The 24588-nt window shown below is 49.9% G+C and carries 23 protein-coding genes; 15 read left to right on the top strand and 8 right to left on the bottom strand.

What is annotated here, in order from left to right:
• Nucleotides 1-105: 105 nt before the first annotated feature.
• From DYD62_RS03095 to glgB, 4 genes are all read right to left on the bottom strand, one after another.
• Entirely contained in the window at nucleotides 106-768 is a 663-nt protein-coding gene (locus tag DYD62_RS03095; RefSeq protein WP_115226027.1) for a YiaD family glycine zipper/OmpA-like lipoprotein, read from the bottom strand.
• 323 nt (nucleotides 769-1091) lie between these two features.
• Nucleotides 1092-2717 (bottom strand): alpha-D-glucose phosphate-specific phosphoglucomutase, encoded by a 1626-nt coding sequence (locus DYD62_RS03090; protein WP_233702862.1) that lies wholly within the window; start codon nucleotides 2715-2717, stop codon nucleotides 1092-1094.
• 499 nt (nucleotides 2718-3216) lie between these two features.
• Nucleotides 3217-5244 (bottom strand): glycogen debranching protein GlgX, encoded by a 2028-nt coding sequence (glgX, locus tag DYD62_RS03085; RefSeq protein WP_233702861.1) that lies wholly within the window; start codon nucleotides 5242-5244, stop codon nucleotides 3217-3219.
• Between the two features lie 312 nt (nucleotides 5245-5556).
• Nucleotides 5557-7731: a 1,4-alpha-glucan branching protein GlgB gene (gene glgB / locus DYD62_RS03080; RefSeq protein WP_115226025.1), complete on the bottom strand. Its 2175-nt coding sequence runs from the start codon at nucleotides 7729-7731 to the stop codon at nucleotides 5557-5559.
• A 130-nt stretch (nucleotides 7732-7861) separates the two neighbouring features.
• On the opposite strand from glgB, the gene cysE reads away from it, so the two are divergent.
• The 13 genes from cysE to DYD62_RS03015 all read left to right on the top strand — a co-directional run bounded on the left by cysE (nucleotide 7862) and on the right by DYD62_RS03015 (nucleotide 18928).
• Complete coding sequence (gene cysE, locus DYD62_RS03075; RefSeq protein WP_115226024.1) at nucleotides 7862-8611, top strand: serine O-acetyltransferase; 750 nt, start codon at nucleotides 7862-7864, stop codon at nucleotides 8609-8611.
• A 165-nt stretch (nucleotides 8612-8776) separates the two neighbouring features.
• Entirely contained in the window at nucleotides 8777-9262 is a 486-nt protein-coding gene (gene iscR / locus DYD62_RS03070; RefSeq protein ID WP_115226023.1) for a Fe-S cluster assembly transcriptional regulator IscR, read from the top strand.
• Complete coding sequence (locus tag DYD62_RS03065) at nucleotides 9259-10473, top strand: IscS subfamily cysteine desulfurase (RefSeq protein WP_115226022.1); 1215 nt, start codon at nucleotides 9259-9261, stop codon at nucleotides 10471-10473. Before iscR ends, DYD62_RS03065 begins: the two co-directional genes overlap by 4 nt.
• Nucleotides 10474-10733: 260 nt before the next feature.
• A complete protein-coding gene (iscU, locus tag DYD62_RS03060) occupies nucleotides 10734-11114 on the top strand; it encodes a Fe-S cluster assembly scaffold IscU (RefSeq protein ID WP_115226021.1) in 381 nt (126 codons plus the stop codon).
• 70 nt (nucleotides 11115-11184) lie between these two features.
• Complete coding sequence (iscA, locus tag DYD62_RS03055) at nucleotides 11185-11508, top strand: iron-sulfur cluster assembly protein IscA (protein WP_099397405.1); 324 nt, start codon at nucleotides 11185-11187, stop codon at nucleotides 11506-11508.
• 197 nt (nucleotides 11509-11705) lie between these two features.
• Nucleotides 11706-12239 (top strand): Fe-S protein assembly co-chaperone HscB, encoded by a 534-nt coding sequence (gene hscB / locus DYD62_RS03050; RefSeq protein WP_115226020.1) that lies wholly within the window; start codon nucleotides 11706-11708, stop codon nucleotides 12237-12239.
• A gap of 243 nt (nucleotides 12240-12482) precedes the next feature.
• Nucleotides 12483-14339 carry a Fe-S protein assembly chaperone HscA gene (gene hscA, locus DYD62_RS03045; protein WP_115226019.1) on the top strand — a complete coding sequence of 619 codons (1857 nt, stop codon included), beginning with the start codon at nucleotides 12483-12485 and terminating at the stop codon, nucleotides 14337-14339.
• A 167-nt stretch (nucleotides 14340-14506) separates the two neighbouring features.
• Nucleotides 14507-14845 carry an ISC system 2Fe-2S type ferredoxin gene (gene fdx, locus DYD62_RS03040; RefSeq protein WP_115226018.1) on the top strand — a complete coding sequence of 113 codons (339 nt, stop codon included), beginning with the start codon at nucleotides 14507-14509 and terminating at the stop codon, nucleotides 14843-14845.
• 136 nt (nucleotides 14846-14981) lie between these two features.
• Nucleotides 14982-15176 (top strand): Fe-S cluster assembly protein IscX, encoded by a 195-nt coding sequence (gene iscX / locus DYD62_RS03035; protein ID WP_115226017.1) that lies wholly within the window; start codon nucleotides 14982-14984, stop codon nucleotides 15174-15176.
• A 238-nt stretch (nucleotides 15177-15414) separates the two neighbouring features.
• On the top strand, nucleotides 15415-16386 hold the full coding sequence (locus DYD62_RS03030; RefSeq protein WP_165928590.1) for an HD-GYP domain-containing protein: 972 nt from the start codon (nucleotides 15415-15417) through the stop codon (nucleotides 16384-16386).
• Between the two features lie 161 nt (nucleotides 16387-16547).
• Nucleotides 16548-17810 carry an aspartate carbamoyltransferase gene (locus tag DYD62_RS03025; protein ID WP_115226015.1) on the top strand — a complete coding sequence of 421 codons (1263 nt, stop codon included), beginning with the start codon at nucleotides 16548-16550 and terminating at the stop codon, nucleotides 17808-17810.
• A 142-nt stretch (nucleotides 17811-17952) separates the two neighbouring features.
• Nucleotides 17953-18270, top strand: coding sequence for a DUF2322 family protein (locus DYD62_RS03020; protein ID WP_115226014.1), 318 nt, complete (start codon nucleotides 17953-17955; stop codon nucleotides 18268-18270).
• 52 nt (nucleotides 18271-18322) lie between these two features.
• Nucleotides 18323-18928, top strand: coding sequence for a lytic transglycosylase domain-containing protein (locus DYD62_RS03015; RefSeq protein ID WP_099397396.1), 606 nt, complete (start codon nucleotides 18323-18325; stop codon nucleotides 18926-18928).
• Nucleotides 18929-18965: 37 nt separating this feature from the next.
• Here DYD62_RS03015 and DYD62_RS03010 read toward each other — a convergent pair whose 3' ends face one another.
• From DYD62_RS03010 to queG, 4 genes are all read right to left on the bottom strand, one after another.
• On the bottom strand, nucleotides 18966-19652 hold the full coding sequence (locus DYD62_RS03010; RefSeq protein ID WP_115226013.1) for a Crp/Fnr family transcriptional regulator: 687 nt from the start codon (nucleotides 19650-19652) through the stop codon (nucleotides 18966-18968).
• 33 nt (nucleotides 19653-19685) lie between these two features.
• The gene (gene xth, locus DYD62_RS03005; RefSeq protein WP_115226012.1) at nucleotides 19686-20456 is read right to left on the bottom strand and encodes an exodeoxyribonuclease III; all 771 of its coding nucleotides are present in this window, start codon (nucleotides 20454-20456) and stop codon (nucleotides 19686-19688) included.
• 432 nt (nucleotides 20457-20888) lie between these two features.
• Nucleotides 20889-21080, bottom strand: a complete 192-nt coding sequence (locus tag DYD62_RS02995; protein ID WP_115226010.1) for a hypothetical protein — start codon at nucleotides 21078-21080, stop codon at nucleotides 20889-20891.
• A gap of 403 nt (nucleotides 21081-21483) precedes the next feature.
• Nucleotides 21484-22557 (bottom strand): tRNA epoxyqueuosine(34) reductase QueG, encoded by a 1074-nt coding sequence (gene queG / locus DYD62_RS02990; RefSeq protein WP_115226009.1) that lies wholly within the window; start codon nucleotides 22555-22557, stop codon nucleotides 21484-21486.
• A 202-nt stretch (nucleotides 22558-22759) separates the two neighbouring features.
• On the opposite strand from queG, the gene tsaE reads away from it, so the two are divergent.
• Both tsaE and DYD62_RS02980 read left to right on the top strand, forming a co-directional pair.
• The gene (tsaE, locus tag DYD62_RS02985) at nucleotides 22760-23239 is read left to right on the top strand and encodes a tRNA (adenosine(37)-N6)-threonylcarbamoyltransferase complex ATPase subunit type 1 TsaE (protein ID WP_115226008.1); all 480 of its coding nucleotides are present in this window, start codon (nucleotides 22760-22762) and stop codon (nucleotides 23237-23239) included.
• Nucleotides 23212-24516, top strand: coding sequence for an N-acetylmuramoyl-L-alanine amidase (locus tag DYD62_RS02980; protein ID WP_115226007.1), 1305 nt, complete (start codon nucleotides 23212-23214; stop codon nucleotides 24514-24516). The genes tsaE and DYD62_RS02980 overlap by 28 nt, the downstream gene beginning before the upstream one ends.
• The last annotated feature ends 72 nt before the right edge of the window (nucleotides 24517-24588 follow it).

Below are 24588 nucleotides of genomic sequence, written 5' to 3'. Positions count from 1 at the left end.
CCTGTTTCATCACGAACAATCGTTCACAACGAAACAGACACGCCCTCTTTGCAACCCACTTTCATTTGCAGGCTTTCACCAGGCAAAAAGCGTTTGATATAAAGCTTATGCGGCAACCGGCACAATACGTAATTCAACGCGGCGATTTAAGCTGCGCCCTGCTTCAGTCTCATTACTTGCCCGCGGCTCAGTCTTGCCCCTGCCCGAAGCATCAAGACGAATCGCATTCACATTACGGCTGACAAAATAATCGGATACGGCCTGAGCACGGCGCTCAGAAACACTCTGATTAATGGCAACGCTGCCGGTGTTATCGGTATGGCCCACAATAGAAATACTTGTTTTGCCATATTGATTTACAATTTTGGAGATTTTATCCAATGTGGGGGTATAGCCCGATTTAAGCACTGAAGAATTGGTATCAAAACCGGTATTGGATGTCATGCTGACCAATAAAGACTGATCGGCCATTTTTTGTACGGTAATATCGCCACGCTGAATTTCTGCCGCTAATTGCTGCTGAAAATCTTTGGTTTGCTTATCCATATAATAGCCAATACCGCCGCCCGCTAGGCCACCGCCCACAGCACCAATCAAGGCGCCTTTGCCACGATTATTATGATTAATTGCAGCGCCGGCTACCGCACCACCTACCACACCAATCAAAGCGCCCAGCTCAGTTTTATTTAAATCGCGCTTTTCCCCCAGATCATTGGTGGCACACGCTGAAAGCGTTAACGCAAGAATAAGAGGAAGGGTGATACGCATGCGAACTCCTTTTGAATATCAAATCAAAACATGTTTAAAAAAGGCATGCTGATTCAATATCCCGCTGAATGAATAAAGCCCGATTGTAAACGGCTTAGCCTGAAAATCATTCAAAAGGATTTGGGCATATTACCCAATAGGTATAAGTAAAAGACGATATTACTTTTTAAAAACAAAATCTTAAATCAGCCCGAGCATTCAAAATTGAGAGTAAAACGGTAAAAATCCCCACTATAAAAGAGAATAAGCTCACAGCCAGCGGCCTGCTGACTTACCTACAAAATGCCAGTAAAACCAGCAGACCGCTTAAAACAGAAACAAGATTAAGTCACAACGGTGGGCTGAACCATACCGGTAAAGGTCTGAATTTGTGCCAGCTCTCGTGAAACTGTAATTAAATCTGCCAGTGCCGCCTGTGTTTCTACGCCATGCCCAGCAGCATCTTCCTGATATTTTTCTAGGTAAACCCGCAGCGTTGCCCCCGCCGTGCCTGTGCCTGAAAGCCGGTAAATAATCCGGTCGCCACCCGCAAAAATAATCCGCACCCCCTGCCCTGCGCTGTGCGAGCCATCTACCGGATCATCATATGCAAAATCATCAGCGCGGCTCACCACTTGCCCCCCAAGGCTTTGCCCCGCCAACTCTGGCAGGCGAGCTCTGAGTGCCGCCATCAGGTTTTCCGCAGCATCACTGGCAATCTCTTCAAAATCATGACGGGAATAAATATGGCGGCCAAAACGTGCCCAGTGTGCGGTGATGATTTCTTCTACCGATTTGCCCGTTACGGCCAACAGATTCAGCCAGAACAGCACCGCCCACACGCCGTCTTTTTCCCGCACATGGTCCGATCCTGTGCCATAGCTCTCTTCTCCGCAGAGCGTTACCTTGCCCGCGTCGAGTAAATTGCCAAAAAACTTCCAGCCTGTTGGGGTTTCATAGCAGGCAATGCCCAGCGCTTTGGCTACGGCATCCACCGCTGCTGACGTTGGCATGGATCTGGCCACGCCAGCCAGACCTTGGCGATAGCCCGGCACCAAAGTGGCATTCGCGGCAAGCACAGCCAAGCTATCTGATGGCGTGACCACAAAGTTGCGGCCCAGCACCATATTCCGGTCTGCATCGCCATCACTGGCCGCGCCAAAGTCAGGCGCATTGGCTGCAGACATTGCTGCAATCAGCTCGGTGGCATGGGCGGGATTGGGGTCTGGGTGATGGCCGCCAAAGTCTTCCAGTGGCAGGCCATTAACCACCGTACCACGCGGCGCGCCAAGCAGGCCTTCGATAATCTCCACCGCATAAGGGCCAGCAACGGCCGACATAGCATCAAATTGCATGCGATTACCTGCAGCAAACCATGTGCGGATCGCATCAAAATCAAATAAATCCTGCATCAGTGCGGCGTAATCGGCCACAGGATCGATGATTTCTACCGCCATACCTGCCACACTAAAGCGGCCAAGCACGTCTAAATCTAAATCCGCCGCTTCGCTGATCTGGTACTGACTGATGCTTGTAGTGTGTTGGTAAATGGCTTCGGTGATTTTTTCTGCAGCCGGCCCACCGTTATCGGTATTGTATTTAATGCCAAAATCGCCATCTGCCCCGCCTGGATTATGGGACGCCGATAAGATAATTCCGCCTGTAGCGGCGTATTTACGAATCACGCTACTGGCCGCTGGCGTGGATAAAATTCCACCCCGCCCGAGAATGACTTGAGCCACGCCATGAGCAGCCGCCATCTTCAAAATAATTTGCACCGCCACCCGATTATAAAAACGCCCATCCCCACCCAAAACCAGGGTGCCACCCTTGAGCGCAGGCACCGCATTGAAAATTGCTTGGACAAAATTTTCTAAATAATGCGGCTGCTGAAAAACGGTGACTTTCTTACGTAAGCCCGAAGTGCCAGGGCGTTGACCTGCGATAGGCGGTGTATTGACGACTTTCAAACGGAGTTCCTTATTAATGACGGGTCTTACTTAGCGAAAACCCAAATCCTGAACCACGGAGGGCACGAAGAACGCGGAGTTTCACGGAGAAAAGCAATTGAGCAGCTACGGGATGCTTCGCTGTTCGTACTTATGAGCTAGTTAAATTTGGTTTTACCTTTGCAAACTACAAAAAAACATAATGACCGCGCTCTCTGTACGGGGCTTTAGAGTCCCCTTGAAACACGCCGAAGCGAGGAACAAGCGGGCGGGGTTTCTTTGATGCCTGTTTGAGCGAAGCGAGTTCCGCAGCCGCCGCTGTCCGCAGCGCAGGGGCCTTCGTGTTTCGTGGGGTCGCCTTCTTTGCGTACTATGATTTCTGGCGAAGCAGAAATTAAAGACTTCGCGGGGATCCCGCACCTAAATCAACGTGCCGAAGGCACTAAAAAGATCTTTTTGACCTTACTTAGGCCAGTAGATATGAACCGCAAAGCGTTTCATATCTATTAAAAAATCAACTTCAACTACTCTCCAAAATCGTCACACTTCTCGCTGCCACGCGGCAATCATGAGGATTGATTTCTGATTCTGCATCTCCCGTGCTGGCTAGTCTCAGCCCCCACATCCCTGCTGGCAAGCGAAAATGCACCTGGTGAGCGGATGCATTAATCATGATCAATAAACGCCCGCCCAGCTGAATCATCATGGCCCGCCCGCCCGCGTCTTCCCAATCATGCGAATGAAGCGGCGCGCCAGAAGGGTTGAGCCATTCTACGTCTGCCCTTCCCCATTCATCATGAATGCCAGTCCACCAGCGCCCGGACATCAGCACATCGCAGGATTTACGAATAGCAATCAGCTCCGCCACATATTCCACAAGCCCTGGCTCGGCCAGCTGCCAGTTCAGCCAGTTCATTTCATTATCTTGGCAATAGGCATTGTTATTACCCTGCTGCGTATGCCCCAGCTCGTCTCCGGCCAGAAACATGGGCGTGCCTTGCGCCAATAAAACGGTCGCCAGCATAGCTTTCATCGAGCGTAATCGCAATATATTCACGCCACTATCTTTGCTTGGCCCTTCTTCGCCACAATTCCAGCTTAAATTATGATTATGCCCGTCACGGTTATGCTCTTTATTGGCCTGATTATGCTTGTGATTGTATGAAACCATATCGCGCAGATTAAACCCGTCATGTGCACAGATAAAATTCACCACCGCAATGGGCCGCCGACCTTGGCGATGAAACGAATCACTCGATGCCGCAAAGCGCTGGGCAAACAGTGCTCGGTGTACGCCGTCATGCAGCCAAAACTTGCGCATCACATCCCGAAACTGATCAGACCATTCCGCCCAGCCATTTGGGAAATGTCCAAGCTGATAGCCGCCGTGGCCCACATCCCAAGGCTCCGCGATTAATTTAACCCCAGATAAAAGCGGATCTTGCTGAATCGCAATAAAAAAAGGCGCTTGCGGGCTGAAATGCTGATCCACCCGGCCAAGAATAGGCGCTAAATCAAACCTGAAACCATCCACATGGCATTGGCTTACCCAATAACGCAGACTATCCATCACCATTTGTAATACGCGCGGGTGGCTTAAATTAAGCACATTGCCGCAGCCAGACCAGTTTTCATACTGATCAGGCTGGCCTGGCTTTAATACATAATAATTGGCATTGTCGATACCACGCAGAGATAAAGTTGGCCCCATATCGCTCGATTCAGCCGTATGGTTAAACACCACATCCAGCAATACCTCCACCCCAATGCCATGCAGGGCTTTCACCATATCGCGAAATTCGGATAAAGGCGTTGTTCCTTCACGGCCAGACCAATAATGAGTTTCCGGAGCAAAAAACCCCAGACTGTTATAACCCCAATAATTACTTAAACCCTGTTTTAATAAATGGGATTCATCCGTAAAAAAATGAATGGGAAGTAATTCAATAGCGGTAATACCCAGTTTTTTCAAATGTGCCAATACGGCGGGATGCGCTAATCCTGCGTAGCTGCCCCGTATTTCTTCCGGCACATCAGGATGCAGCATGGTCAAGCCGCGAACATGGGCCTCATAAATAATCGTTTCTGCTAAAGGAATATGCGGCGGTTTTTCATCACCCCAGTCGTAAGGCTCGGCAACCACCTTCGCCTTGATAGCAATTGCCGCATTGTCGATCGGATCAGGCAAGCCCGGCTGATCTTCCTGATAGCCAAAGCTGCGAGGGTCATTACTAAACTCGCCCACAATGGCATGGGCATAGGGATCAAGCAGCACTTTATTGGGGTTAAAGCGGTGCCCCTGCGCGGGCTGATAAGGGCCATGCACGCGATAGCCATAAACCAATCCGGCGGGCGCATCGGGCAAATAACCGTGCCAGACATCGTTGGTGCATTCTGTCAGCTCAAAACGTGCGGCTTCGTTTATCCCTGAAGCATCAAACAGGCACAGCTCCACCCTTGTAGCGTGCTCAGAAAACAAGGCAAAGTTCACACCATCCCCATCAAAGGTTGCACCCAGCGGATACGGCGTTCCTTCTTCCAGCTTCATAAGAGCTCCCTTTTTATATTACGCAATATAATTGGCTAAACCTTGAACCACAGAGGGCACAGAGAACACAGAGCGCCACAGAGAAATTCACGAATAGAATTAACCATTCATGGTTTATTTATTTTTACTAAAAATTTAATATTTTCTTTTACCCAAAAAACCAGCACACCTTTATTAAAAATGCATTCCTCTGTGAATCGCTGTGGTTTAAGATTTAACAATACTTCAATTATCCAAACCGCCTGAATATTGGGTTAGCTGGTTTAAGCGTTATCAACAATAATGCAAACCTACAAACCCAAGCTACAATATTTATTCACCCTGCCACTTTAAATAGAGCGTTGCTAAAGGTGGAATCGTCATCGCTAAGGATTGCGGGTATTGCTGGCTGGCGATATTTTCACTCTGGCATTCACCATTGCCCACATTACCCCCTTGGTAATACGTCGAATCCGTATTCATTATTTCAATATAGCGCCCGGCATGGGGCACGCCTACCCGGTATTGGTGGCGCACTTCAGGGGTAAAGTTAGCGACAATCAGCACAAAGTCATTTTCTGAATGGCGGCTGAATGCAAAAATGGAGTGAATAGCATCATCCGCAATAATCCAGTTAAAGCCGCGTGATTCAAAATCAATTTGATGCAAAGCGGGCTGGCTTTGGTAAATCTGATTTAAATCCCGCACCAAAGCCTGTACGCCCCGGTGCCACGCAGATTCAAGCAAATGCCAATCCAGACTATGCTGATGCGACCACTCCCGCACCTGCGCCCATTCCGAGCCCATAAACAAGAGCTTTTTACCCGGATGCGCCCACATAAAGGCGTAATAGGCGCGCAAATTGGCAAATTGCTGCCAGATATCCCCCGGCATACGGCTGAGTATCGAGCCTTTGCCATGCACCACTTCATCGTGCGAAAGCGGCAGTACAAAGCGCTCATCAAAGGCATACATCAGGCTGAAGCTCATTTGATTGTGATGATGCTGGCGATAAATGGGATCAAGCTGCATATAGCCTAAGCTATCGTGCATCCAGCCCATATTCCATTTGTAATTAAAGCCCAGCCCGCCCTTAGCAACAGATTGAGTCACCGCTGGAAAAGAAGTCGATTCTTCGGCAAAGGTCACGGCATAAGGGCATTCGCTGGCGAGAATTTCGCTCATTTCGCGCAAGAAGGCGATGGCCTCTAAGTTTTCCCGCCCACCCCATTCATTAGGAATCCATTCCCCTGCTGCCCGTGAATAATCGCGGTAGAGCATCGACGCCACTGCATCAACTCGCAGACCATCCAAGCCAAAGCGCTCGATCCAATACAGGGCATTGCCGATTAAATAATTTTTAACTTCATTGCGCCCGTAGTTATAAATCAGCGTTTTCCAGTCAAGATGAAACCCTTCCCGTGGATCGCTGTGTTCAAACAGGGGTGTACCGTCAAATTGCGCCAGGCCAAAGCTATCCCCAGGGAAATGGCCCGGTACCCAATCAAGCAAAACGCCTAGGCCTATTTCATGCGCGGCTTGCACAAAGGACTTAAAATCCGCTGCGCTGCCCAGTCTTGCCGTCGGCGCATAAAGCCCCAGTGGCTGATAGCCCCAGGAGCCATCAAAGGGGTACTCGCTGATAGGTAACAGCTCCAGATGTGTAAAACCCAGCTCTTTTACATAGGGAAGCAGTTGCGAAGCAAGCTCGTGCCAGTTTAAGCAGCGATAGCCGTCTTCCGGCACGCGCCGCCATGAGCTTAAATGCACTTCATAAATACTGATGGGCGCATTGCCCTGATTAGCCGCCCGCCTGCCTGCAAACTCTGGCACTTTTGGCGGGCATCCTGCTACTTTGGAGGCGGTGCCGGGGCGCAGCTCGGCGGCAAAGGCGTAGGGATCGGCTTTTAACTGACGACCGAGCGCCTGATCAAGAATCTCAAATTTATAGCAAGCGCCTTGTTCAACGCCGGGAATAAAAATTTCCCATACGCCGCATTCCCGCCGTAAACGCATGCCATGACGGCGGTCATCCCAAAAATTAAAATCTCCCAGCACCGCCACACGCTGCGCATTGGGGGCCCACACAGCAAACACCACACCACTGACACCCTCAATTTGCTGCGGGTGAGCGCCCAGTTTTTCGAAGGGGCGATGATGCTTACCTTCACTTAATAACCAAACATCCATCTCGCCAAGGATAGGGGCAAAGCGATAGGGATCTTCCAGCAAGACCTCCTGCTCTCCCCACTGCACGGCAAGGCGATAACTGAATACTTTTTTACGGCGGGGAATAGGGCCCGCAAACAGGCCTCGTTTATCAATCAGGCTGAGCGCCGTAAGACGGCTGCCTGTGGCGCTGTCAATCACCACACAGGCATGGGCACCGGGTAAAAAAGCCCTGACGCAAATCCTGCCGGCATTCTGATGCATGCCAAGTACGGCAAAGGGGTCGCCATAGCCAGCGCTGCAGATTGCTTCTGTCAGATCAGAATCGAGCCCGCTCATCATTGCCTGCTTTAGATCATGTTAATCGCACAATATCGCTTTCATCATAGTCATTGGCCCCAGTAAGCGCTCCCCTTCATGCTCAAAGTCGAGTAAAATGCTCAACTTTAGTACTTGGCTTTAGTCCATTATGCTTGCTCGTCTGCGTGAAAATATTTCAGTGGTCTTCGACCGCGACCCTGCCGCCCGCAATATTTTAGAAGTGGTCTGCTGTTATCCAGGGTTTCACGCACTGTCGCTGCATTTAGTGGCCAATGGCTTATGGCGGCGTGACTGTAAACTTTTAGCCCGCATGGTTTCGCACTTTTCACGCTTTATTACCGGCATCGAAATCCACCCAGGCGCCACGATTGGCCGCCGTGTGTTTATTGATCACGGCATGGGCATTGTGATTGGTGAAACCGCCGAAGTAGGCGACGACTGCACGCTTTATCACGGTGTAACGCTGGGCGGCACATCATGGAATAAAGGCAAGCGCCACCCTACTTTAGAGCGCGGCGTGATTGTGGGCGCAGGCGCAAAAATCCTTGGCCCGATTACCGTGCATGAGGGCGGCAAAGTCGGCTCAAATGCCGTGCTTGTAAAAGACGTCCCCGCCAACGCAACAGCCGTTGGCATTCCTGCCCGGATTATCGAAGAAGCAGATAAATCCAGAGCGGCCAAAGCCGAGCAAATGGGCTTTTCGGCCTATGGTATTTCTGCCGACATGAATGACCCCATCGTTAAAGCCATCCACGGCATGCTTGACCATTCAGTCACCACCGATAAGCGTATCGAAGCCATTCTGGCCAAACTCGAGCAGCTGGGCGTGAACTGTGAAGCAGAAAGAGCCGAAGGCGATCAGTTTGATCCTAGCTACCTCAACCGGATTGTGGATTGATTGACTAGGGTTGGGCGTAGTGAGTGGGGAATCGAAACAGATCACTACTCACTGCACCCGCAAATATGCCACGGACTCCTGCCCCACAGATCTCTGCTCCCCCTCATTAATACTTGACTAAATCACTCTGGTATTTTAGCATTGGCCTGTAATGAGAGGAAAATCATGCGACTGACGACCAAAGGCCGTTTTGCTGTAACGGCAATGCTAGACCTTGCACTGCGGGAATCCGCGGGGCCGGTGACGCTTTCCGGCATTAGCGAGCGCCAACATATTTCGCTCTCCTATTTAGAGCAACTGTTTGGCAAGCTGCGCCGTCGCGAGCTGGTAGACAGCGTACGCGGGCCTGGCGGTGGCTATTGCCTCGCCAAAGACGCCAGTCTGATTACCGTTGCCGATATTATTTTAGCGGTGGACGAGCCGCTGGACGCCACCCAATGTGGCGGCAAAGAAAACTGCCATGACGAAGGCCGCTGTATGACGCACGACCTTTGGGCAAGCTTGAACAACACGATCTTTGATTACCTCGCCTCAATCAGTCTGGCGCAGTTGATAGACAAACATCAGGCCAAGCAAAAACGCTGCAATGACAGCATTTTACTCGGCAGTATTAAGCCTTCTCGTATTGAATCCGGAGCATCCGCAAAATGAGCGCGACCAAACCTATCTATCTTGACTATTCAGCCACCACTCCCGTGGACCCGCGTGTTGCAGCCAAGATGATCCCCTGTTTAACCGAGCACTTCGGTAACCCCGCTTCACGCTCACACGCCTTTGGCTGGGAAGCGGAAGCCGCGGTAGAAGAAGCGCGTGAACAGGTTGCCGCGCTAGTGAATTGCGATCCAAAAGAAATCGTCTGGACCTCCGGAGCCACCGAATCCAACAACTTGGCCTTAAAAGGTGCTGCGCACTTTTATCAAGCCAAGGGTAAACATTTAATTACTGTAAAAACAGAACACAAAGCCATTCTGGACACCATGCGCGAGCTGGAACGTGAAGGCTTTGAAGTGACTTATTTAGATGTAAAAGACAACGGCTTGCTTGATCTGGATGTGCTGAAAGCAGCCATTCGCCCGGACACTGTTCTGATCTCGGTGATGTTTGTTAATAACGAAATCGGCGTGATCCAAGATATCCCGGCAATTGGCGAATTATGCCGCGAAAAAGGCATTATTTTCCATGTGGATGCCGCGCAAGCCACAGGCAAGGTAGTCATTGATCTGGCTGCGCTTAAAGTCGATTTAATGAGCTTTTCAGCGCACAAGACTTACGGCCCTAAGGGTATCGGCGCGTTGTATATCCGCCGCAAGCCGCGTATCCGCTTGGAAGCACAAATGCACGGTGGTGGTCATGAACGCGGTTTCCGCTCTGGCACACTGGCTACCCACCAAATTGTGGGCATGGGCGAAGCATTCCGTATCGCAAAAGAAGATATGGGCACCGAGCTGGAACGTATGCGTATGCTGCGTGACCGCCTGTGGGCCGGTTTATCTGACATCGAAGAAGTGCATCTAAACGGTGATATGGAGCAACGTGTTCCACATAATCTGAATGTGAGCTTTAACTATGTAGAAGGCGAATCGCTGGTCATGGCTCTGAAAGAGTTGGCCGTTTCCAGTGGCTCTGCGTGTACATCGGCCTCTTTAGAGCCATCTTATGTATTACGCGCCCTTGGCCGCTCAGATGAGCTGGCACATTCGTCGATCCGCTTTACCATCGGCCGCTTTAATACCGTAGAAGAGATCGACTTTGCGATTGCTTTAATTCGCAGCAAAATCGGCAAACTGCGTGAGCTGTCGCCACTTTGGGATATGTACAAAGAAGGCATCGATATTTCCACCATCGAATGGGCAGCCCACTAATCTGGCGCGCCTCGCCGTCCTGAGCTGCGTTGCAAAGTAGCTCGTTTACAAAAAGTAAACGTCGTGACTTTGCGCCTTGCCCAGAACGGCGATCCACACTAAATGCAGTCCTAATGATGATTATGTAACAGTACGTAGCTTGGGTTAGCGGGGCCGTCAGCCGTTTTTAGCTGACGATATCGCGTAACCCAACACACTCAGTTAACAAGATGTTGGGTTACGCACCTACGAACCACAGAAACAGTAAAGAGGCACACAAAATGGCATACAGCGAACAAGTTCTGGATCACTATGAAAACCCACGTAATGTTGGCGCGTTTGAAAAAGGCGACGACAGCGTAGGCACTGGCATGGTGGGCGCTCCGGCCTGTGGCGACGTAATGAAGCTACAAATCAAGGTGGGTGCAGATGGCATTATCGAAGATGCCAAGTTTAAAACCTATGGCTGTGGCTCGGCGATTGCGTCTTCTTCCTTGGTTACCGAATGGGTAAAAGGCAAGACACTCGATCAGGCTTTGAGCATTAAAAACACACAAATCGCGGAAGAATTAGCGCTGCCTCCGGTTAAAATCCACTGCTCTATCTTGGCAGAAGACGCCATTAAAGCCGCGGTAGCGGATTACAAAACCAAACACGGTTAATCTATTGTTTCAACTTACGGCGTAATGCGTCTGGATAACAGATGACGCAGTGTTATTGCGAGGCAAAAAAATGGCTCTTACATTAAGCGAAAGTGCAGCAACCCATATTTCCAACTTTCTGGCAAAGCGTGGTAAAGGTCTTGGCGTGCGTCTGGCCGTTAAAACCTCGGGTTGTTCCGGCATGGCGTATAAGCTTGAATTTGTCGATGTCGCCTCCGATACAGATTTAGCTTTTGAAAGCTTCGGGGTAAAAATTTTTACCGACAGCAAATCACTCGCTTACCTTGATGGCACCGAGCTGGACTTCACCAAAGAAGGCCTGAACGAAGGGTTTAAATTTAATAACCCCAACGTAAAAAACGAGTGCGGCTGCGGCGAAAGCTTTAACGTTTAGTACGCAAATGCAGCAAGCCTTTAAAACCATAAATCTTCACCACGGAGCTCACGGAGGAAAAACGAGAAAAACAAACTAGAGAACACCCACTCTAAAATGGATTTTTCTCCGTGTAACTCCGCTTCCTCCTTTTCCTCCGTGGTTTAAGATTTGGGTTTTAAAGCAGCATTTCATCCCCTTCCCCGCCAAAAAACGCCATGAACTTCGACTTTACGCAAAACCACTTCGCCCTCTTCGATTTGCCTGCAAGGTTTGCACTCGACCAGCGCAGCATTGACAGCAATTACCGCAGCTTACTTGCCACTTATCATCCCGATCGCTTTGCCAGCGAGAATGATGCTGTGCGCCGTATGAGCCTGCAGATTGCCACTCAAGTGAATGAAGCCTATCAAACGCTTAAATCCCCGATTGCCCGTGGCCGCTATTTACTCAAGCTGGCCGGCGTAGACACCGAGGAAGAAAGCAATACCGCCATGCCCATTGATTTTTTAATGAACCAAATGGAATGGCGTGAGGCGATTATTGATGCCAAAGCCACGCAAAATATTGAAAGCTTAGAAAATATTGGCAGAGAGCTGGCCGCTGAAACAAGCGCGCTGGAGCAACACCTTGCCAGCCTGCTGGACGAAACCCATGATTTAAGCGCGGCCAGCGTTGCCGTGCGTAAACTTCGCTTTATGGAAAAACTAGAGCAGGAAATTGGCGACGCCATCGAAACACTGCTGTTTTAATCGCACATTATCAGAGCGCTAAAACCCAAACCTTGAACCACGGAGAACCCAAAGGACACGGAGCTTCACAGAGAAAATCTTGGTATATACCCATGATTAATTCCCCTTGCGAAGAAAAATCCAAAATGATGCTTTGCTCTGCGGCCCTCTGTGCTCTCCTTTACTCGGTGGTTTAAGATTTGGGTTTTACCATGGGGCATTGACCTCTACTGACATGCACTCGCTCTATCTTACGGATGAAACATGGCCTTATTACAAATTTCTGAGCCGGGTCTATTTGCCGAGCCACATCAGCACCGCCTTGCAGTAGGCATTGATCTTGGTACGACTAACTCCTTGGTTGCCTCGGTAAAAAGCGGCAGCGCGGTCTGTTTGCCGGACGAGCAAGGCCGTACTTTGCTGGCCTCTGTGGTGAATTACGGCAAGGATGGTGAAACCCGCGTGGGCTGTGGTGCACTGGCACGCCAGAATGACGACCCGAGCAACACCATCAGCTCGGTCAAGCGTTTTATGGGTCGTGGCATCAATGATATTGCCGATTTAGCCACGCCTTACCGCTTTGTAGACGAGCCGGGCATGCTCAAAATATCGACAAGGGCGGGAGTAAAAAGCCCGGTTGAAGTCTCGGCAGATATCCTGCGCGCCCTTAAAACTCGCGCCGAGCAAAGCTTAGGTGGCGAGCTGGTTGGCGCGGTGATTACCGTCCCGGCCTATTTTGACGATGCGCAGCGCCAGGCCACCAAAGACGCGGCACAAATCGCCGGCCTGAATGTACTGCGCTTACTGAATGAGCCCACAGCGGCCGCTATTGCCTATGGCCTAGACAATGCAGCCGAAGGCACTTATGTTATTTACGATTTAGGTGGCGGCACATTTGATGTATCCATTCTAGAGCTGACCCGCGGCCTATTTGAAGTACGTGCCACCTCAGGCGATTCAAGGCTGGGCGGCGATGATTTTGATCACCGTATTTACTGCTGGATCTTGCAAGAAGCGGGGCTATCTGCACTGAATGCCCATGATGCCCGTGTGCTGCTGACCCGCGCCCGCGAAGCCAAAGAAGCGCTTTCTGACCACCCTACTACACGCATCACAGCCGTACTTAGTGAAGGCGTCGTGGTGGATGTGGCTCTAAGCACAGAAACACTGCACGAGATCACCCACACCCTCGTCAACAACACCATCACCCCTGTACGCAAAGCCTTACGCGATGCCAAGCTGCAAGTCAGTGATATCAAGGGCGTAGTGATGGTGGGCGGCGCTACCCGCATGCCGCAAGTGCGCCATGCTGTCGCTGAGTTTTTTAAGCAGGAACCACTTACCAATCTGGACCCAGATAAAGTGGTTGCCATTGGTGCGGCAATTCAGGCCAATGTACTGGCAGGCAATAAGGGTGAAGACGAATGGCTGCTGCTGGATGTAATTCCACTTTCCCTTGGGCTGGAAACCATGGGCAATCTGGTGGAAAAAATCATCCCCAGAAACAGCACCATTCCTACCGCTAGAGCGCAAGAATTCACCACCTTTAAAGATGGCCAAACCGCCATGGCCATCCATGTATTACAAGGCGAGCGCGAGCTGGTCAGCGATTGCCGCAGCCTAGCCCGCTTTGAGCTGCGCGGCATTCCGCCGATGGTGGCAGGCGCTGCGCGTATCCGTGTCACCTTTCAGGTGGATGCAGACGGATTATTATCTGTTGCAGCCAAAGAGCTGTCATCCGGCGTTGAAGCCAGCATTATGGTAAAGCCTTCTTACGGCTTATCTGACGATGAAATCGCCACCATGCTGACTGATTCCATGCAATACGCCAGCGTCGATGTGCAGGCCCGTAAGCTGGCAGAAGCACTGGTTGATGCCGAATCCATCCTCAATGCCAGCACGGCTGCGCTGGAGCAAGACGGCGATTTACTCACAGCAGAAGAACACGCAGTGATTAAAAACAGCTTGCAGCAGCTACTTAATAGCATGCAGGAAAAAGACGCCAATGCCATCCATGCTGCGACCGAAAAACTCAACGAAGCAACGGGTGACTTTGCGGCCAAACGGATGGATGCTGCGGTCAAACGTGGATTAGCAGGCCAGAATATTGCTGAGATGTAACACAAAATCCAGAACCTATGGATACCGAAGCCAAGAAGCCAGAGCACACAAAAAGTTCATAAAGTATGTATCCGACTTTCTTTTCTTCGTGTAACTCTATGAGCTCCGTGGTTCAAGATTTAGGTTTTTTACTCAGCTAAGTAGTCAAAAAATGCCAAGGATAAATCATGATTCAAATTGTAGTTCTGCCCCACCCCCAGCTTTGCCCCGAAGGCGCAGTGCTTGAAGCAGAAGCGGGAACGTCGGTTTGCGATGTGCTGCTTGCTAACGATATTGAAATCGAACACGCTTGCGAAAAATCCTGTGCCTGCACCACCTGCCATGTGATTATCCGTGAAGGCTTTAAATCACTAGCCCCTTCTGATGAGCTGGAAGACGATATGCTAGATAAGGCATGGGGCCTAGAATCCGAATCACGCCTGTCTTGCCAGTCCATTGTTACTGACACAGATTTAGTGGTCGAGATTCCAAAATACACAATCAACCATGCTCGCGAACATCATTAATTTACGGCTGATGCCCTGCACAGTGCAGATCGCAAACGGCTGAGGCATTTGATAAAAAACATCTAGTCCCGCAAGCGGGGAAGACAAACCAATAAGAAACAACTTTTTGTTTCTTATGAGACAAAAGGATTGAATCATGAAATGGACAGATTCCCGCGAGATTGCCATTCAACTGGCCGATAAATTCCCTGATCTAGACCCTAAAACCGTGCGTTTTACTGATTTAATGCAATGGGTTATGGAATTAGAGGGTTTTAATGATGACGCAAAACACTGCGGTGAAAAAATTTTGGAAGCCATCCAGCTGATGTGGATGGATGAAGTGGACTAAACCCCATTGCAACATAATGGCTGCAGAGACTGATACTGTAGCCATTTTTATGTATAACAAAAATAATCTATATAAAGTGCCGGTTTAAAGGCAATACCTTTGATATCTAAAGCATTTGCACCTCAGTTTTCACACCGAATAAAAGTTAATTTTAAATAAACATCCCGCTTGTATCATTGCATGCCTTCTCCTTGCTATTTATTCAGCTAAAATGACAAGGATATATACGGAGCTTTGCATGGCCACATCCCCCCGCTCTGGCGGACAGAAAGTCTCACGCCCACCCTCTGCCCCCCGGTTCGTATTTGAATCCAGGGCTGCACTGGATCGAATTTTATCGAAAGCTGAAAGCTATGCCGGCGTATTCCCTGCCCATATTGGCACCATTGTGGATCACCTAGGCCGTGCTTGCGATCTGAACCGTAATGTTGTGATTGGCATGATTATGCTGCGTCAGGACGGCACTTACGCTATCCGGCACGCCATTAATGTGGCCTGCGTGGTAGAGCTTGCCTTGCGCGATTTAGGCCGCTCGCCTACAGAGCGGCGATCTGTTGTTGCTGCAGCCTTAACCATGAATATTGGCATGTATGCCATACAGGAAAAACTATCCACCCAATCCGGCCCGCTGAGCGAAGAGCAAAGACTGCTGATGCAGGTTCACCCGGTGGAAGGCAGAGATACACTACGCAGACTGGGTGTAACCGATCCGCTCTGGCTAGATTATGTTTTACAACACCATGAAATCCCTGATGGCAGTGGCTACCCTCAGCAATTGTCTGGCGATGCCATTCACTTTGAAGCGCGTCTGATCGGCATTGCCGACCGCTATTGCGCCATGCTGACCCGCAATGCATGGCGGCGTGGGCAACTGTCTGATCTGGCTTTGCTCACCTCACTTACCGGCTCTGCCAATAGCATTGATGTCAAACTGGGCCGCCTGTTTACTCAAACGATGGGGCTTTATCCCCCTGGCGCAGTAGTGCAGCTGCTCAATGGCGAAGTGGGCATTGTCAAACGCCCTGGCGTGAGCGAGCAAACCCCAATTGTTGCCGCCATTTTTAATAAACAATGGCAGCCCTTAGTCGATATTGTTGAAAGAGACAGCGAAGATATCGATTTCAGCATTATTGGTGTCATCGAAAGCCAGCGCATTGCCGGCCTCGTACCCATGGAAGACGTCTGGGGGAGCGATGCAGCCGGAGCCTGAGTACTTACACAAATCCTGCTGCTGTTTTCTTCGTACCGGCCCCACCACAGTTAAAATATATACACCACCAATTAACACACATCAATAATCCGACACAAAGCGTATTGCACGCCATTAAAAAAGAGCACACAATCCACACAACGTGTAGATAAGGTGCCAATATGCAATCCGCTCAACAAACAATCCTTCGCGATGCCATGCGTCTGCTCAACCTCACCCGTGATGCGCTTACCGAGCGCCTCGGTGTAAGCCGCCGCGCTTTAGACAGCTGGCTACTGCCTGATCATTCAAATGAACACCGCAGTATGCCCACCATTGTTGAGCGCTTTCTGGCTGAAATTCTCAGCCAGAATACAAAAGTTGCGCCTGCACACCATGTCAGTACGGCAAACTGGGCACCCCACCTGCTGTCTGTTGAGCAATTTTCCCGGGAATCCGTAGAAGATCTGTTTCGCATTGCAGATATCATGCAACCCGTTGCCCGCAGGCAAAAAACCTGCCGCGTGCTTGAAGGGGCTGTGCTTGCCAATCTATTTTTTGAAGCCAGCACCCGCACTCGCATCAGCTTTGGCGCAGCATTCTGCAGGCTGGGCGGCTCGGTTTGCGATACTACCGGCTTTACTTTTTCATCGATGGCCAAGGGCGAATCCATTTATGACACCAGCCGTGTAGTCAGTGGTTACGCCGATGTGATTGTAGTGCGCCACCCCGAGCAAGGTGCGGTGGCCGAGTTTGCAGAGGCCAGCAATATTCCCATCATCAACGGTGGCGATGGCCCCGGCGAGCACCCCACCCAAGCCCTGCTTGATCTCTACACCATGGAGCGCGAGTTTTCACGCCTCAATAAATTGATTGATGGCAGCCACATTGCCCTAGTGGGCGATTTAAAACATGGCCGGGCAGCCCATTCATTAGCAAAATTACTGGGCCTTTATCAGGGGCTGAAAATAACGCTACTCGCCCCAACCGGGCTGGAAATGCCTGCCAGCATTCTGGATGCGGCCAGCCGCAATGGCAATGTTATTGAGTGCACCGACAATCTGGCCAGCGGGCTTGCCGGAGCCGATGTGATTTACGCAACCCGCGTGCAAAAAGAGCGGATGCAGGGCGAAGTCATGGAAGGCTATGGTGAAAACTTCCAGATTAATCTGCGGGCAGTCGATACCTTTTGCAAACCCGATGTGATCGTGATGCACCCGCTCCCCAGAGACAGCCGCCCTGGCGCAAATGACTTATCTACCGATTTAAACCATGACCCAAGGCTGGCTATTTTCCGCCAGACAGATAATGGCGTACCGGTACGCATGGCGGTTTTTGCCAAGCTGCTGGGCGTAGACCAGCAAATACAACACAGCCTACGTGATATCAGCTGGGTACACCCACAAAAATTAGGCCCTAATGACGCGTCATTTGACGAGCTATAAGCCTGATTTTTGCCAGCCTTTAATCCCTTAAACAGGCTGGCAAGATACTGTAATATCCGGGTGGGCACTTTTTAGTGCCCACGCATCCCTTGCAGCCATGCGTAAAAAAACCTGATATGTCACTCACACGTAAGGATACCCCATGCTTTTTGCCGACGTACTTGCCAGCTTGCCCCTTATTGATCACTTGTCCGCACTTGAGCTGCTTGATGGCGAAACGCTGGTGGCACGCATTGAAAACAAGCCCGGCCAGGCAGGCAGCGTACGGGTTTATCACGCGCTTTATCAGGAGTTTGGCGCAATCAACGCCGTAGCGGCCGCAAAAGGCCTGCGCCTGTATGCAGAGCACAGCAGCGATGCCCAAGCATTTCCCGGTAAACACCCTAATATTGATCGTTTAATCGCGCTTGCCGAAAACGGCAAACCCCTCGCCGTTAAATTGATTAACGCTAAAGTTTGACCAAAGCAATCGATAAAGCTACATTCCAAGCTGATTCCAAAGAAAAAAGCTCATGCGCTACTCCTTTTTAATAGGCTTGTTTTTTTGCAGCTTTGCCTTTGCAGGTGCGCAAAAAGAAGAACAGCTGTCCTCCAATGTCCAAACCGCAATGCAAAGATCGATTAATGACGGGCAATCGCCTAGACTCGTCTTTGCTAATCCTGCAGAAGGCGAAGCCTGGCTGGCGGCGATGTCTGCCCGCCTCGCCAAACGCATCCCGGATGAATTTATCCGCCGTACACTGCTCACCGCCATTCATTACGAAGCCAGCCGTGCAGGGCTAGACCCGCAGCTCGTCTTAGGCCTCGTGCATGTAGAAAGTGGTTTTAACCGCTATGCATTATCAGTGGTCGGTGCAAGGGGCTTAATGCAGGTCATGCCTTTCTGGCAAAGATCAATCGGCAGCAGCGGGCACAATTTATTCGATATGAATACTAATTTGCGCTATGGCTGCACGATTTTGCGCCACTATTTAGATATGGAAAACGGCGATTATTTCAGGGCACTGGGCCGCTATAACGGCAGCCTTGGCCGTGCCGAATATCCAAATTTAGTATATGGCGCCTGGAAAAATTACTACGCCTATACGGATACGGGCACTAAGCTAGCTGAAAAATAAAAAAAGGGCCTGGGTGATTCCCAGCCCTTTTTACTGCTTAATGAAAATAAGGATGGCCTGGCAGCTGATCCATTTGCACTAGGCGAATAAAGCCCATATCCATCTGCACCCAGCCGTATTCCATCCATGCGCTCAGCTGTTTATTCACACTTTCACGGCTTGAGCCCACCATATTGGCCAGCTCCTGCTGAGTCAGCTTTAAATCAATCAGCACACCATTTTCATCATTTATCCCATGCTGATTTGCCAGCTGCTTCAACGTTTTTCCCAGCCGCTGAGGTAAATTCAAAAACAGAGTGTCTTGTAAAAAATCATCCACATTACGTAAGCGCTGGCAAAGCGCAGCAATCATTTGGTGCATCACCTTGGGATGGCGCTCTAAATGCTGCATCACAACATCACGGCGCAACACCAAAAGCTCACACGGCTCTAAGGTTTCTACCGTTGCGGTTCGCAAGCCACCATCGAGCATGGCAATCTCACCAAACATTTCTCCGGCTTCCAGAATACAAATGGTGGCCTCTTTGCCTTCATCGCTGCTGCGCACCACCTTTAAACGGCCATGCAAAACAGCAAACATCTCATCACCTACTGAGCCCTGTACCACCACCATTTGCTTGGCACGTAAGCTGCGCAATTCAGTCTGGGTAGCCAGTTCAGTCAATTCTGCGTAGCTTAAATCACAAAATAAACTGCTTCCTGACAATAACTTCGCTTTATCCATTCAAAATTCCCCAGAGATTATTTAATTGATTCATCAGATCGCGAGACTTGCAATCACAGGCGTGTGATCGGATGGGCGCTCATTTTTTCTAGGCTCACGGTCAATCACGCAAGCACTGCATAAAGGCACTAGTTTTTCTGACAATAAAATATGATCAATTCGCATGCCGGCATTTTTTCTAAAACCAAAACCGCGATAATCCCACCATGAAAAAGATTTTTCCGGCTGATCAAATAAGCGATATGAATCTGTTAAACCTAAATCCAGCAAGGCCTGAAAAGCGGCACGCTCAGGCTCTGACACCAAAACCTGCCCCACCCATTTAGCCGGATCATGCACATCAATATCCAGCGGAGCAATATTATAATCCCCTAGCAAAGCTAATTTTTCATGGCTGGCCATTTCAGTTTTCAGCCATTGAGTCAACGCCTCTAGCCATGCTAATTTATACGGATACTTTTCTGAATCCAGTGATTGCCCATTAGGAATATAGGCGCAAACAAGGCGTACTCCTTTTACTGTTGCGGCAATAAGGCGAACCTGATGATCATCAAAGCCGGGGATATTCACGACCACATCACTTAAAGCTTCCCGCGCAATAATCGCCACGCCGTTATATGTTTTTTGCCCAGCAAACACCACATGAAAACCCGCAGCTTCGATCTCTGCCCTTGGAAAATTAACGTCTTCCATTTTGGTTTCCTGCAGGCAAAGTGCCGTGACGTCCGGATTGGCGGCCAGCCATTCCAGCACCTGAGGCAAGCGCACTTTAAGGCTATTCACATTCCACGTAACAATTTGCATAATCCGCTCTATTCCCTGATTCAATCAATTTATGCCGCCATTTTAACTAAACAATCCGTCTTCTTTAACTTTATTCGTGCACATCGCCAAAATAGCCACATAAAACCCAAGCATTTTAAAGACAGAAGGCCAATTAATGCCTTGCTTACAAAAAAACAATGCAAGTATTGCATTTTTAACAAAAAAACCACACACCGTCATTCAAATATTTGCGGCCCTGCACAGGATAAAAAAGCTGTTTTATGATTTCGTAAACACCCGCGTTTACCAAGAAATAGATTAATTATATTTAAGCCATGTACTTTTAATGCCACGGGTATATCAGATTAATCGAATATACAGGTCAAAGAAATTAAACTGATTAAATACGGCCAGCTTATTCAACAAAAAGCCACCGCTTTGGGTGGCTTCAGATATGCAAAGTGATCTCAGTTATTTATGAGACAGATCGGTAGCCTGAAAAACAGCCAGGAACTGATGCTGGCCCACATGAAATTTGCACAGAACTGGATCTTCCAGCTCCTCGGAGCTACCAGGAAAACCCTCAACCGTATAAGCCGTCTTGATGGTTCTGCCTTTATCTGCGGCATGAAAGACTCTTTCCCCAATATTAAATGATTCCATCTCACAAATTCCTTTCAGTACTGTTTCAGGAGTGATCAGCTCATTCCCAATATAGCTTTCAGGATAGCTGCATCCACTTGACTGAGCGCAAAGAAACCTTTGATACCGCCCGCAGTGTATGTTGCATACAGAAACAGCTGGCAGCGGCAAAAGCCAATAACAGAAAAGCGGGCCTCACTGCAGCCCAATCTCATTCAACTATTCCAGCAAAAAGCCCCGCGTGGGTCAGCACATAAAATGCGGCAAGTGGCAAAGCCCGATTTAATCCAGCCAGCCGTTTGCAATGCCATAGTCATTTTAAATAAGACGAAACAATAAAATGGGGAGGGATTAAATCATTTTCTCTATAAAATAAACCATAAATAACAACGTGCCACTCTGGCAAAAAATAAACCGCAACACGCTAAACCATACCATGCTGCGCCAAAGCCCACTGGACATGCTCCCGGACAAGCTCACTCGGGTCATCTGCTCTAGCCGCCAGTGCAGCAATCACCCCGGCAGACTTCGGTGCATTACCAAGGCCCACTGCCATATTTCTAAGCCACTGCTCGTAGCCAATGCGGTAAATGGCACTGCCAGCCATTTTTTGCTTGAAATCGGCCTCAGACCAAGCAAACAACTCAACCAGCGTGACATCATCAAGGCCATGCCGTACATGAAAATCGGCTTCATTCGTATCCACCGCAAAGCGGTTCCACGGGCAGACCATTTGGCAATCGTCGCAGCCATACACGCGATTGCCGAGCATAGGACGAAACTCCAGCGGAATACTGCCTTTTAGCTCAATGGTTAAATAAGAAATACAGCGCCGTGCGTCCACTTTATACGGCGCAACAATGGCACCGGTTGGGCAAACCGTAATGCAGCGGGTGCAGCGCCCGCAGTGTTCTTCTTGCTGCGGCGGATCGGGCGGCAGCGGCAAATCGGTAAATAACTCGCCAATAAAAAAGTAAGAGCCATATTCGCGATTAATCAGCAAAGTATGTTTGCCCCGCCACCCCTGTCCTGCCTGCTGAGCGATTTCCACCTCAAGCACCGGAGCCGAATCCACAAATACCCGATGGCCGAAAGGGCCAATTTCAGCCGCCAAACGATCTGCTAATTGCTGCAAACGGCCCTTTAATACCTTGTGATAATCACGCCCCAAGGCATAACGGGAAAGATAGGCCTTGCTACCGTTCGCCAGAATTTCTTCTGAATTTGCGGCGGCAGGCGGCAAATAAGGCAGGAAAACCGAAATAAGTGAAATAGTGCCGGGGTGTAATTCTGCAGGTCTGGCACGTTTCATGCCGTGCCTTGCCATATAATCCATATCGCCGTGAAAGCCTGCGTCCAGCCATTCTTGCAAACCAGCTTCTGCGTGGCTTAAATCGATGCCGGTAATCCCAGCCCGAGCAAAACCTAATTCTTGCGCCCAGCCTTTAATTTGCTGAGCGAGTTTTTGATAATCTAATTGCTGTAAAGACGTTGTCATAATGATACCGAAGTCACCTACCCAATGAGCCTATGTTTACTTATAACGTGCGCCAACTCATTTAAATTTGCTAAGCAAATTTTTAATAATCTAATGAAGGTAGAGACGTATGCATAGCCGCGATGATACCGGCTTCATCCGTTTTTTGCCTGCTAGGCCCCAATTCACCGTATGAGCGTTAAGCCAATGGATGTCATAGCCCATGCCACACAATACTGATTTCAAATGTTTTTTAGCCGATGAGGATGCCACGCTGGCACTAGGCGCACGCTTATCGCAAAGCGTAGCGGCAGGCATGGTGATTTTCTTAGAAGGTAATCTGGGAGCAGGTAAAACCACACTCAGCCGGGGCCTGCTTCGCGGGCTGGGTTTTGCAGGACGTGTAAAAAGCCCTACCTATACGCTGGTTGAACCTTATACTGTTTCTAACTTATACTTATATCACTTTGATTTGTATAGATTTAATGATGCCAGCGAATGGGAAGATGCAGGTTTTAGAGACTACTTCAACCCCGAATCCATTTGCCTGATTGAATGGGCAGATAAGGCTGAAGGTCTTTTACCCACCCCTGACTGGATCATTACTTTAACGCCCGAAGCTTTGTCCGAAAGCCGCATGGCCCATATCCAAGCATTTAGTGAGCAAGGCCAAACATGCCTCAATCGACTTCAACAGGTTTAGTAAACCTGCCCCAGCTGGCACGCCGCGATATTCTGCGGGGAGCAAGCGCCAGCCTGCTGCTGGCCGTTACCCCCTTTGGCTTTGCTGCGCCCGCTGCCAGCGTAGTGGCCGTGCGTGTCTGGCCTGCTCAAGCCTATACCCGCGTCACTATCGAATCCACCGTTCCCCTCACCTTTAAGCAATTCTCGCTCAAAGATCCGGAACGGCTGGTGGTCGACTTGGAGGGCATTGATATCAACAATGAATTACAAAGCCTAGCCAGCAAAGTAGGCGGTGATGACCCCTATATCCAGCAGCTGCGCGCTGCGCGCAATAAGCCCGGCACCGTGCGCCTGGTGCTGGATTTAAAAACCGAAATCAAACCACAGATTTTTACACTCAACCCCGTTGGCGAGTACAAGCATCGCTTAGTGATTGATCTCTACCCTGCATCGCAAAATGACCCGCTTCTGGCATTTTTGGACGATCAAACCAGCGATATCAAGCCCGCCCCGCCCGCCCCCGCTACCAAAACAAAGGTAGAAGAAGACGGCACAGTTGATCGCAGCAAAATGAAAGTCGACCGGCTGATTACCATCGTGCTCGACCCTGGCCACGGCGGCGAAGACCCCGGTGCGGTAGGCCCCGAAGGCAATCATGAAAAAACCGTGGTACTGGCGATTGCCAAAAAACTGAAAGCCCTGCTGGAAAACGAGCCGAATATGCGGGTTGTGCTCACGCGTGATGGTGACTTTTTTGTGCCGCTTGGCATGCGCGTTAAAAAAGCCCGCGCAGTGCAGGCCGATTTATTTGTTTCCATCCATGCCGATGCCTTTACCCGGCCAGACGCCAATGGCTCGTCAGTCTTTATGCTGTCTGAAAAAGGCGCATCCAGCACTGCCGCTCGCTGGCTGGCACAAACGCAAAACGATGCCGATTTGATTGGCGGGGTAAAAATCGACGTGAAAGACAAAGCGCTGGCACACACGCTGATGGATTTAACCCAAACCGCCACCAATAACGACAGCATGAAGCTTGCCAAATCCATGCTGGGCGAAATCGGTAATATCAACCGCCTGCACAAACAAGGCATCGAGCAAGCGGGCTTCGCCGTACTCAAAGCCCCCGACATCCCATCGATTCTGGTTGAAACCGCCTTTATCTCTAACCCGCAGGAAGAGCAAAAGCTCATCGACGAAGCCTACCAGCACAAAATGGCCGGCGCCCTGCACAAAGGCATCAAACGCTACTTCGCCAAAAATCCACCACTGGCGAAAACAAGGATGGCGCAGAGCTGAGTTTTATGGGGTGTAAACCCTAGCAAGAACTTAGAGCAGGGCTGTAAATACTTCCGCAGCCCTGCATTATCA

Source organism: Iodobacter fluviatilis (assembly GCF_900451195.1).
In the GTDB taxonomy this organism is placed as follows: domain Bacteria; phylum Pseudomonadota; class Gammaproteobacteria; order Burkholderiales; family Chitinibacteraceae; genus Iodobacter; species Iodobacter fluviatilis.
Note: the sequence above shows the minus strand (reverse complement) of the source record. Positions and strands in the feature narration are given on the sequence as shown.

Coding starts and splice junctions, on each gene's coding strand:
- DYD62_RS03095 (WP_115226027.1), bottom strand. CDS start 768: ATGCGTATCACCCTTCCTCTTATTCTTGCGTTAACGCTTTCAGCGTGT.
- glgX (WP_233702861.1), bottom strand. CDS start 5,244: ATGAAGCTGGAAGAAGGAACGCCGTATCCGCTGGGTGCAACCTTTGAT.
- glgB (WP_115226025.1), bottom strand. CDS start 7,731: ATGAGCGGGCTCGATTCTGATCTGACAGAAGCAATCTGCAGCGCTGGC.
- cysE (WP_115226024.1), top strand. CDS start 7,862: ATGCTTGCTCGTCTGCGTGAAAATATTTCAGTGGTCTTCGACCGCGAC.
- iscR (WP_115226023.1), top strand. CDS start 8,777: ATGCGACTGACGACCAAAGGCCGTTTTGCTGTAACGGCAATGCTAGAC.
- DYD62_RS03065 (WP_115226022.1), top strand. CDS start 9,259: ATGAGCGCGACCAAACCTATCTATCTTGACTATTCAGCCACCACTCCC.
- iscU (WP_115226021.1), top strand. CDS start 10,734: ATGGCATACAGCGAACAAGTTCTGGATCACTATGAAAACCCACGTAAT.
- iscA (WP_099397405.1), top strand. CDS start 11,185: ATGGCTCTTACATTAAGCGAAAGTGCAGCAACCCATATTTCCAACTTT.
- hscB (WP_115226020.1), top strand. CDS start 11,706: ATGAACTTCGACTTTACGCAAAACCACTTCGCCCTCTTCGATTTGCCT.
- hscA (WP_115226019.1), top strand. CDS start 12,483: ATGGCCTTATTACAAATTTCTGAGCCGGGTCTATTTGCCGAGCCACAT.
- fdx (WP_115226018.1), top strand. CDS start 14,507: ATGATTCAAATTGTAGTTCTGCCCCACCCCCAGCTTTGCCCCGAAGGC.
- iscX (WP_115226017.1), top strand. CDS start 14,982: ATGAAATGGACAGATTCCCGCGAGATTGCCATTCAACTGGCCGATAAA.
- DYD62_RS03030 (WP_165928590.1), top strand. CDS start 15,415: ATGGCCACATCCCCCCGCTCTGGCGGACAGAAAGTCTCACGCCCACCC.
- DYD62_RS03025 (WP_115226015.1), top strand. CDS start 16,548: ATGCAATCCGCTCAACAAACAATCCTTCGCGATGCCATGCGTCTGCTC.
- DYD62_RS03020 (WP_115226014.1), top strand. CDS start 17,953: ATGCTTTTTGCCGACGTACTTGCCAGCTTGCCCCTTATTGATCACTTG.
- DYD62_RS03015 (WP_099397396.1), top strand. CDS start 18,323: ATGCGCTACTCCTTTTTAATAGGCTTGTTTTTTTGCAGCTTTGCCTTT.
- DYD62_RS03010 (WP_115226013.1), bottom strand. CDS start 19,652: ATGGATAAAGCGAAGTTATTGTCAGGAAGCAGTTTATTTTGTGATTTA.
- xth (WP_115226012.1), bottom strand. CDS start 20,456: ATGCAAATTGTTACGTGGAATGTGAATAGCCTTAAAGTGCGCTTGCCT.
- DYD62_RS02995 (WP_115226010.1), bottom strand. CDS start 21,080: ATGGAATCATTTAATATTGGGGAAAGAGTCTTTCATGCCGCAGATAAA.
- queG (WP_115226009.1), bottom strand. CDS start 22,557: ATGACAACGTCTTTACAGCAATTAGATTATCAAAAACTCGCTCAGCAA.
- tsaE (WP_115226008.1), top strand. CDS start 22,760: ATGCCACACAATACTGATTTCAAATGTTTTTTAGCCGATGAGGATGCC.
- DYD62_RS02980 (WP_115226007.1), top strand. CDS start 23,212: ATGCCTCAATCGACTTCAACAGGTTTAGTAAACCTGCCCCAGCTGGCA.